The 5087-nt window shown below is 51.6% G+C and carries 5 protein-coding genes; 2 read left to right on the forward strand and 3 right to left on the reverse strand.

Annotated features, from left to right (window positions below):
- A partial coding sequence (locus tag FTU71_RS14285; protein WP_180112120.1) for an IS91-like element ISVsa3 family transposase occupies positions 1-1250 on the forward strand: 1250 nt, incomplete at its 5' end.
- A 673-nt stretch (positions 1251-1923) separates the two neighbouring features.
- Positions 1924-2811: an Mph(E)/Mph(G) family macrolide 2'-phosphotransferase gene (gene mph, locus FTU71_RS14295; protein WP_071830579.1), complete on the forward strand. Its 888-nt coding sequence runs from the start codon at positions 1924-1926 to the stop codon at positions 2809-2811.
- Positions 2812-2884: 73 nt separating this feature from the next.
- Here mph and FTU71_RS14300 read toward each other — a convergent pair whose 3' ends face one another.
- The 3 genes from FTU71_RS14300 to sul2 form a co-directional block, all read right to left on the reverse strand.
- Positions 2885-3349, reverse strand: coding sequence for an ATP-binding protein (locus FTU71_RS14300; RefSeq protein WP_071830580.1), 465 nt, complete (start codon positions 3347-3349; stop codon positions 2885-2887).
- Positions 3350-3410: 61 nt separating this feature from the next.
- Positions 3411-3659 (reverse strand): phosphoglucosamine mutase, encoded by a 249-nt coding sequence (locus FTU71_RS14305; protein ID WP_071830581.1) that lies wholly within the window; start codon positions 3657-3659, stop codon positions 3411-3413.
- Positions 3660-3745: 86 nt separating this feature from the next.
- Entirely contained in the window at positions 3746-4561 is an 816-nt protein-coding gene (sul2, locus tag FTU71_RS14310) for a sulfonamide-resistant dihydropteroate synthase Sul2 (RefSeq protein ID WP_001043260.1), read from the reverse strand.
- Positions 4562-5087: the final 526 nt, after the last annotated feature.

The raw sequence follows: 5087 nt of genomic DNA on the forward strand, positions 1-5087 counted from the left end.
AGCACCTGGTTGCGTTCAGCTGCAAACGTCGGGGCTTCTGTCCTAGTTGTGGCGCACGGCGTATGGCCGAAAGCGCCGCGCTACTGGTCGATGAGGTTCTGCCCGTACAGCCCATGCGCCAATGGGTGTTGAGTTTCCCGTTTCAGCTGCGTTTCCTGTTTGCCAGCCGGCCCGAGATCATGGGGTGGGTGCTGGGCATCGTTTACCGCGTCATTGCCACGCACCTGGTCAAGAAAGCGGGCCATACCCACCAAGTGGCCAAGACGGGCGCGGTCACCCTGATCCAGCGTTTTGGATCGGCGCTCAATCTGAATGTTCACTTCCACATGCTGTTTCTCGACGGTGTGTATGTCGAGCAATCCCACGGCTCAGCGCGTTTCCGCTGGGTCAAGGCGCCGACCAGCCCAGAGCTCACCCAGCTGACGCACACCATCGCCCACCGGGTGGGTCGCTATCTGGAACGGCAAGGCCTGCTGGAACGGGATGTCGAAAACAGCTATCTGGCCTCGGATGCGGTGGATGACGACCCGATGACACCCCTGCTGGGGCACTCGATCACTTACCGTATCGCTGTCGGTTCACAGGCGGGGCGAAAGGTGTTCACTTTGCAAACTCTGCCGACCAGTGGTGATCCGTTCGGTGACGGGATTGGCAAGGTAGCCGGGTCCAGCCTGCACGCCGGCGTGGCGGCCAGGGCCGATGAACGCAAGAAGCTCGAACGGCTGTGCCGGTACATCAGCCGCCCGGCGGTATCCGAGAAGCGGCTGTCGTTAACACGAGGCGGCAACGTGCGCTACCAGCTCAAGACGCCGTACCGGGACGGCACCACGCACGTCATTTTCGAACCATTGGATTTCATTGCAAGGCTGGCCGCCCTGGTACCGAAGCCCAGAGTCAACCTAACCCGCTTCCACGGGGTGTTCGCACCCAACAGTCGGCACCGGGCGTTGGTCACGCCGGCAAAACGGGGCAGGGGCAACAAGGTCAGGGTGGCTGATGAACCGGCAACACCAGCACAACGGCGAGCGTCGATGACATGGGCGCAACGGCTCAAGCGTGTTTTCAATATCGACATCGAGACCTGCAGCGGCTGCGGCGGCGCCATGAAAGTCATCGCCTGCATTGAAGACCCTATAGTGATCAAGCAGATCCTTGATCACCTGAAGCACAAAGCCGAAACCAGCGGGACCAGGGCGTTACCCGAAAGCCGGGCGCCACCGGCTGAGCTGCTCCTGGGTCTGTTTGACTGACGAGCCTGAAGGCCAACGATACCAATCAAAATGCTGCGTTCACAGCGCCGCGGCAGGGATCCGCCGTGCTGGTTGTCGGAAAAGGAGCCGCTAGTGGGAAAGAGGAGGGTAAATTTTCAGCGTTGCTGGCTCCCCGTCAGCCGGATTGGGTTGCATCGCAGGGGTGTCGAAAGAGTCAACTGCGGTCCAAAGCTGTTGGACTTGGGTGAAAAGGGCGTTTATTCTTCCTATACGTGAACCGCATCCTACGGAATGAGTAACCCTTGCCCTATTGTGAGTAGAACGTCGTATAATTCAAACGAAAGCAGTTAATAGGTATGAAATATCACAGCACAAAAGAGCGACAGGACATGTTTAGATGATGTTATTATAAAATAATAACATCATGGATGAATAAAAAATAATTTTCTATCTTTACAACTATGTTATACTTCTATGATAAGGCTATGATGGCAAAGCCTTGGTTTTCCTAATCAAATAGTCGCCGAGATGGCTTCAATGCGACAGTAGGTCTACTGTCTCACAATTAATTCATGTATCAGATTTTTGTTCCCTGATGGGAAGTGTTATCCATACGAAAAGAATATGGGTAAAGTGTTACACCTGTATATGACATTCAGAATGTCCTGTCGGGGGAACTGGTACCAATTTAATAAAAGAAAACAGTATAGAAATGACAATCGAAGATATGCAAACATTAGCCCTAGAGCATGGGCTGAGAATTTCGGAAGAGATGAGCGTCAATGAGATGGGCATCGACTTTAGAGTTGCCTTTGTAAAGGAAGTAAACGGTGAGAACTGGGTACTCCGTATACCTCGAAGAAGCGATATGCTTGAACAAATCGAAAATGAAAGTAGAATATTGGATTTAGCCAAAAGAAACCTGTCGATCAATGTCCCTGATTGGAAAATTGTATCGGAGCGCCTAATAGCCTACCCTTTACTGGAGGATGCGCCTGCTCTGACATTCGATGCGATAACACATGAGGTTTCTTGGAACATAGATCGCGATAGCATAGCTTATGTGGAGTCTCTGGCAAAATCATTGGCCGAATTACATCGTATTACAGCTGACGATGTGAGAAAGAGCAACTTGAAAATAATGACTCCAAGTGAATTGAGGACCGAAATAGCTGACCGTATCCACTTGGTGAAATCTGAGATAGGTATCAGCGAGCCGTTGGAAAACAGATACCGTAGATGGTTGGACAATGACCCTTTGTGGCCTGAATTCACTTGTTTCATCCATGGCGATCTCTATGCAGGGCATGTCTTAACCTCGAAGGAAGGTAAGACCTCTGGTATCATAGATTGGTCTACTGCGCATATGGGTGATCCTGCACTGGACTTTTCTGGTCACGTATCGGTTTTTGGAGAGGATAGCCTGAAGAGTTTGATAACGGAGTATGCTAAACAAGGCGGAACGATATGGGATAGGCTCTACGAACAATCTATAGAGAGGGCTGCTGCAGCTCCATTAGCATATGGCGCTTTTGCGGTAGAGTGCAACGACGATAATCATATCAATGCCGCCAGAGCAGCCTTAGGTATTGTTCAATAAAATGATGTGAGGATACTTTTTTAAATGCTAAAATAGGAGTTCGATTGGTGCCACTTAAGAGTATCATTGATTTCTATTTTAGCCAGTATCCTCCACTTTTAGGAGCTCCTCGAAACTCGATTTTATGATCATCTCTTAAGATTTTGAGCCACCGCTCTACTATCTTGACAGGAACTAATAGCTCGTTTACTAAAAATGGTGCACGCTTTCCTGGATTAGTTCTTATCTGATTAAATAGTAGATTTACTCCCTCACTTACTCCCTCATTAGATTCGAAAAGTAGCTTTGATGAGACAATAACTCGAAAACCGTGCTGGAAATTTTCAAAGACAGGGGGACGCAGACCATAGGATGCGAAGCCTTCTTGGATTCGTTTGATGCCTGACCCATATTTTTCAATAAAATGCGCTTCTTTGAACGTGGCAGATATCCTTTTATTGCGCGCCCATGGCGAGTAATCTTCACGAAGAAGCTGATCAATCGTTAAGTTATCAGCTAAACCACCTGGATTGAAAAACTCTATGGAATTGTAATACACCCTGATTATGGAATCGGCAAATTAATTTGGACTTGGGTGAAAAGGGCGTTTATTCTTCCTATTACGTTGTCGGCAGCGGGCCAAAAAGGAATACGTCCATGCCCATCGAGGTGAAACCGGCTGTGAGCGCGGGTTCAAGCATATAGCCCGACAGGCGCGTATCCTTGCCGATCACGACACGATGGCGGTGGTCACCGCGACGAAAGACACGGCCAGCCGCCATGCCGACGCGCAAGGCGGTTTCCGCCGTCATCGCGCCTTCGTTGGCTTTGCCACGAATACCGTCTGTGCCGAAATATTTGCGCACCATAAGGTCGATTATCCTGTCGTCGGGTCGCCCTCAAAGGGGACATGCCTGCTGAACCGCGAATATAGAGAAATATCCCGAATGTGCAGTTAACGAATTCTTGCGGTTTCTTTCAGCGCCGCCAATACCGCCAGCCCGTCGCGCAAGGGGCGCGGCTCGTGTGTGCGGATGAAGTCAGCTCCACCTGCGGCGGCGGCAAGCTCTGCAGCGAGTGTCGCGGCCCCGACATCCCCCGGACCACGGCCTGTGAGCGCGCGCAGAAAGGATTTGCGCGAAACAGACAGAAGCACCGGCAAATCGAAGCGCAGCCGCAATTCATCGAACCGCGCCAGCACCGAGAGCGAGGTTTCGGGAGCAGCCCCCAGAAAAAACCCCATGCCGGGATCAAGGACAAGGCGGTTGCGTTTGATACCGGCACCCGTCAGCGCCGCGATGCGCGCGTCAAAGAACGCCGCAATGTGATCCATGATGTCGCCAGCGGGTGCCTCGCGCCGATCTGCCTGCCCGTCTTGCACCGAATGCATAACGACGAGTTTGGCAGATGATTTCGCCAATTGCGGATAGAACGCAGCGTCTGGAAAACCGCGAATATCATTGAGATAGGCCACACCACGCGACAAGGCATAGGCTTGCGTCGCGGGTTGATAACTGTCGAGCGAGACGGGAATGCCATCTGCCTTGAGCGCGTCCAGCACCGGCGCGATACGCGCGATTTCTGTGTCGGACGAAACAGGCGCGGCGTCGGGATTGCTGGATGCCGGACCGAGGTCGATCACATCTGCCCCCTCGGCCATCAGCTTACGCGCCTGCGCAATGGCTGCGTCTGGCGCCAGATACCGGCCTCCATCGGAGAAACTGTCCGAGGTTATGTTGACGATGCCGAAAATGATGAGCGATTTATTCATGGGGGCTTCTATAATAATAATAATCGAGCATGAGTCTCATACGGATGCTCGGGTCGAAAGGGAATCCCCAGGCGAGTAACCTGTTTGCGGTGATCCATTAGCTGCAGGAGCAGAAGAGCATACATCTGGAAGCAAAGCCAGGAAAGCGGCCTATGGAGCTGTGCGGCAGCGCTCAGTAGGCAATTTTTCAAAATATTGTTAAGCCTTTTCTGAGCATGGTATTTTTCATGGTATTACCAATTAGCAGGAAAATAAGCCATTGAATATAAAAGATAAAAATGTCTTGTTTACAATAGAGTGGGAGTGACTGGCACTCACAGGCAATGTCTGGCACTGGCTGGCATCACAGCTGAGACTTCAATATCTCGCAGCTGAGCGATAAACTGTATAAAAACACAGTATCGCAAGGATGCGGATCATGCCCCAAGTGGCGGCCAGGATGGCCAGCCGGGACGAGAACACTGGTCGTTACCAGCGTCACCGGCCCGAGCAAACCCTGCTCTATCGGATCGTCGAAGAATACTAC

The sequence above is a fragment of the Acinetobacter sp. YH12136 genome (assembly GCF_013418545.1).
Taxonomy (GTDB): domain Bacteria; phylum Pseudomonadota; class Gammaproteobacteria; order Pseudomonadales; family Moraxellaceae; genus Acinetobacter; species Acinetobacter towneri.